Genomic DNA, 4,501 nt, shown 5'->3' on the forward strand with positions numbered 1-4,501 from the left:
ACCAACCACAGAGCCGGCCGCCAGTGACACTCCCGCCGTCCGCAACGCCAATGTATCAGTGTTTTTCCGGATTGTCTACGGATTCGGCGCGATTGTTATTCAAACGAAACACGCCGTTCAAAAGCGTCTGATTCGTGGTAATTTATGTAACAAAAGTTGCAGATTTCCAAAAAAGAGAGAGGCGGGAAACCGGGGCTGCCCGGTCTCACGCCTCCTTCTGCAAGAGGATGTATTTCTGCCCGTCCTTGGCGATCTGGTGCTCCGCCAGCATCCGCTGGAGAATGGGCCAGCACTGGCGAGGGCCGATCCGCAGCACCCGGGCAATGTCCTGGCGGTAGGCAAACCCCGCTTCCGACAGGTACGCCAGGATCGCCTGCTCCTGGTCCTCCGGCGGCACCACCGTGCTGGGCAGGTAATAGCGGTTTCCCACTTTGGTCAGCTTTCCCCGGGCCACCATCTGCCGAAGCCGGTTGTAGGCTGTGTTCTTGGAGACCCGCAGAAGGGCCATCACCTCATTCCGGGTGATGGAGCCCTGGCGCCGGACAACGTCCAGCACCTGGTTCTCGCCGCCCACCCGGATGTCGTAGTCCAGGCGCAGGTCCCGCAGGGAGAGATCGTCCAGCCCGCCCTGCACCAGCGCCGCCCGCACCAGCTTGGACAGGCGGGTGCGCTCATAGGGGCGGCGGCTGCGGGGGGACATCAGGACCCACTCCGCCTCTGGCGGCGCCGCCTTGCGCAGCTTCTGGAGAATGGACAGGACGCCGCTGGTCAGGCGGACCTGCCGGTCCGGCAGGATAAGCCGCTCCTTCTGCAGGTCCACCTGGTCCCACCGCAGCGACGCGATCTCCTCCACCTGGAGCCCCAGCTGCCAGGTGAGCCACAGGGCCGCCCCGGCGGGGGTGTCCTGTTCCGCCTGCAGCAGCTTCCAGAGGGCGAACTCGTCGATCTGCGGCGCTGCCTTCCGGCGGATGCGGGTGGAGACCTTCTTCTCCGTCAGGTAGGCCGCGAAGTGGACGTTCATGGCGGCGGCCTCCAGCCCGGTGATCCGGGAGACGTACTGCCAGTCGTGACGTTCCAGCTGCCGCAGAACGTAGTCGTGGCGCAGGTCGATCAGGCGGACGGCCTTCAGGTCCCCGGCGTCCAGCGCGGCGCGGGCCAGGCGGGAGATGGACTGGGCCGCCAGGGGCTGCTGGTCCCGGTCCGACAGCACCACCCGTTCGCTGCTGCCGTTCCGCTCCCGGCGCAGGGCCTCCAGCCAGGCGGCCAGCTCCGGGGCCAGCGGGACCGCCCGGTCCGGCAGCAGGAGCTGTTCGCCCAGCAGATCCACCTGAGCCCAGGTGAGGTGCTGGATTTCGTCCCGCATCAGACCGGCCATCCACGCCAGCCGCAGGATGGCTCCCGCGGCATCATTTGTATGCTGTTCCAGCACCCGGCAAAGCAAGGCTCCATCGGGGCGGTTGAGCGTGTAACTCTGCATGGCGTCTCCTCGTTTTGTTACGCTTGTGTGTCACAAAAATGACCTTCCTGCTTTTGGAAGCCTGCGGGTGACGGAATCTTCTCTATAAGCTAACGTTTTTTGTGACAATTGTTATGCACGTGAAACCGCTTTTGAAAAAACTCCTAAACCATTGCACCACAATGGATACGGAGATTTTCTCACTCAAAATATACACTATAAGATAACTAAAATCAATATCTTATAGCATATTTTGAATGGACACGTTCCAGAATAGACTTATTCTAAAAGGAGCGTGAAACAGATGACAAAACAGGAGCGAGTCGCCATGGGGCACCGGCTGCGGCAGCAGAGGACCCTTCTGGGCCTCACCCGGGAGGAGTTTGCCGAGCTGGCGGATATCAGCGCCGGCTATTACGGCCAGATCGAGGTGGGGACCTCGCAGATGTCCATTGACACGCTGATTAAATTATCGAAGACGTCGCAGCTCTCAATGGAGTATATCCTTTTGGGAGAGGAGATTCAGCCCGATGCAGATCTGACCGCCATAGAGGCCCTGCTGGCCCGGTGCACGCCCCGGGAGGTCCGGCTGGCTGAGAAGGTCCTCCGGCTGTTTCTGCTGCGGGGAGACGCATAGCGGGCCTGCGGCGGCCGGATAGATCTGCGCCCGCTGGGTTGAAAAACCGGATCCACTTCTTGATTCGGCGGCCGCCATCCACTAAAATAGGGAGGTAAACCCGCAGGGCGGAGAAACGGATATGCGAGAAAGGACGGGATCCCATGGAACTGCAGAAGGGACAGAAGTGCAAACTGGCGGACCTGACCGGAAGCGGACAGCTGCGAATCTCCGTGACGGTGTCCCTGCCGGGGAGCGAGGCGGACGTGACCTGCTTCGGCGTGGACGGAGCGGGGAAGTTGTCCGACGACCGTTATTTTATTTTTTACAACCAGACCAGTTCGCCGGAGGGCGCCGTCTCCATGCACCAGTCCGGGGAGTCCACGGTGTTCTCGGTGGACCTGAACCGCCTTCCGGGCTTCCTGCAGAGGCTGGTGGTGACGGTGGCGGCGGAGAGCGGCACCATGCAGGCGCTGGCCCGGGGACTCCTGACGCTGGAAGGAGAGTTGGACCGGGCGGCCTATGTCTTCACCGGTGCGGGGTATCAGCAGGAGAAGGCCCTGATTCTCTGCGAGGTGTACCGCAAGGATGGGATTTGGCGCTTTTCCGTGGTGGACAGCGGCTTCAACGGGGGACTCTCCGCCCTGCTGGCCCACTTCGGCGGGGAGGAGGTCAAGCCTGACCCGCCGACCCCGGCACCTGCTCCGCCGGAGCCGAAGGTGAATCTCTCCAAAATCAGCCTGAAGAAGAGCGGAGAGAGCCACAAGATCGACCTGACGAAAAACCGTCGGCGCATCCACGTGAACCTGAACTGGGACCAGCGGCGGGGCCTGTTCAGCCGGGGCATCGACCTGGATCTGGCCTGTATGTACCGGCTGAAGGACGGGCGGCAGGGGGTCATCCAGGCCCTGGGCAACAGCTTCGGTGCCGCCGATCAGCCCCCCTACATCAAGCTGGACAAGGACGACCGCTCCGGCGCCAGCGCCAACGGCGAAAACATGGACTTCTTCCGGCCGGAGCTGATCGACTTCGCCGTGGTTTTCGCCTTCATCTATGAGGGTGTGCCCAACTGGCGGTCCACCAACGCCCGGGTGGTGTTGAGCCAGCAGGGGACGCCGGATATTGAGGTCCAGATCGACAACCCCAACAGCAACGAACGGTTCTGCGTCCTGGCCAGCCTCACCGGCCGGGACGGCGGGCTGGAGGTCCGGCGGGAGGACTTGTTTTTCAACAGCCACCGGGCTGTGGACGCCCATTACCACTTCGGCTTCCGCTGGGTGGCGGGCCACAAATAACACGGGAGAGGAGCCGAAGTCATGTTGGATTTGCAGCGGGGACAGAAGATCTCCATTCAAACCGTCTGCCGGACCTGGACCCTGGAGGTGGAGCTGCGGCATCAGGGGCCCCTGGCGGTCGACGTGTCCTGCTTTGGCTTGGACAGCGCAGGCCGCCTCTCCGACGAGCGGTATTTTCTTTTCTATAACCAGCGGCGCTCGCCGGAAGGGGCCATGGCCCTCTCTGAGGGAGCATCCGGCGGAACGGCCCGATTCCAGGTGGATCTGGCGGCCCTGCCGGACCATATCCAGCGGCTCTCCTTCACTGCCGCCATTGACGGCGGCCGCACCCTGCGGGAGCTGGAACAGGGCAGCATCGGTCTGTGGGTCAGAGGGGAGGAGATGGCCCGGTATGCCTACGCGGGGAACGAGTTCTCCGGGGAGCGAGCCATCGTGGCCGGCGAGCTCTACCGGAAAAACGGGGACTGGAAGTTCAGCGCCGTGGGCCGGGGCTTCAACGGCGGCCTCCGGGCCCTGGTGGAGAGCTTCGGCGGCGTGGTGTCAGACCCGGTCCCGCCGCCTCCGCCGCCTGTCCGGACAGCTGTGTCTGCCCGGACAACCCGGCAGCCGGCCGCGCCCGCCGGCGGTCCGCCTCCTTCCGTGGGGGACATCCTGCGCTCCCTGCCGCCCCATGTCTGCACCCGCATGGAGGGGCTGGCCCGCCGCTGCCAAGGGGACCTGGACTTCCTGGCGCCGTTGTACAAAGCCTCCTTTGCAGCACTGGCCCAGGTGCCCCGGGCAGCGGAGAGGGACCTTCAGACGGTCCTGTGCGCCGATGCCTCCGGCTCCATGTTCGACCTGTACCGCGGGGGCCGGGTCCAGCAGATGTTCGACAAGTTCTTCGCCCTGTCCTCCACCCTGTCAGACAGCGGCGCCCTGGACTGCTGGGCCTTTGCTGCGAAGAGCCGCCAGCTGGAGCCGGTGACGCTGGATAACATCCGGGACTACACCTTCTCTCAGGCCGGCGGATACGAGCGGTGGATGAGCATGCTCAACTACCAGTACAACAACGAGCCGGAGGCCATGCGGGACATCATGATGATCTACGGCGGCCTGCGCAGGCCCATTCTGGTGCTGTTCCTGACGGATGGCCGG

General features: G+C 63.6%; 4 protein-coding genes. 3 read left to right on the plus strand and 1 reads right to left on the minus strand.

Translation table 11 applies throughout. The features are described 5' to 3' along the window. Positions 1-205: 205 nt before the first annotated feature. Entirely contained in the window at positions 206-1,477 is a 1,272-nt protein-coding gene (locus tag QVE23_RS10155; protein WP_021749715.1) for a DeoR family transcriptional regulator, read from the minus strand. 283 nt (positions 1,478-1,760) lie between these two features. Between QVE23_RS10155 and QVE23_RS10160 the strand changes: the two genes are divergently transcribed. From QVE23_RS10160 to QVE23_RS10170, 3 genes are all read left to right on the plus strand, one after another. Then, a complete protein-coding gene (locus QVE23_RS10160) occupies positions 1,761-2,093 on the plus strand; it encodes a helix-turn-helix domain-containing protein (RefSeq protein ID WP_021749716.1) in 333 nt (110 codons plus the stop codon). Between the two features lie 143 nt (positions 2,094-2,236). Continuing rightward, complete coding sequence (locus QVE23_RS10165) at positions 2,237-3,367, plus strand: TerD family protein (RefSeq protein WP_287968139.1); 1,131 nt, start codon at positions 2,237-2,239, stop codon at positions 3,365-3,367. A 21-nt stretch (positions 3,368-3,388) separates the two neighbouring features. Beyond that, positions 3,389-4,501, plus strand: a 1,113-nt coding sequence (locus QVE23_RS10170; protein WP_287968140.1) for a TerD family protein, incomplete at its 3' end; no start/stop codon positions are given.

The organism is Oscillibacter sp. KLE 1728 (assembly GCF_934833455.1).
In the GTDB taxonomy this organism is placed as follows: Bacteria; Bacillota; Clostridia; order Oscillospirales; family Oscillospiraceae; genus Oscillibacter; species Oscillibacter welbionis.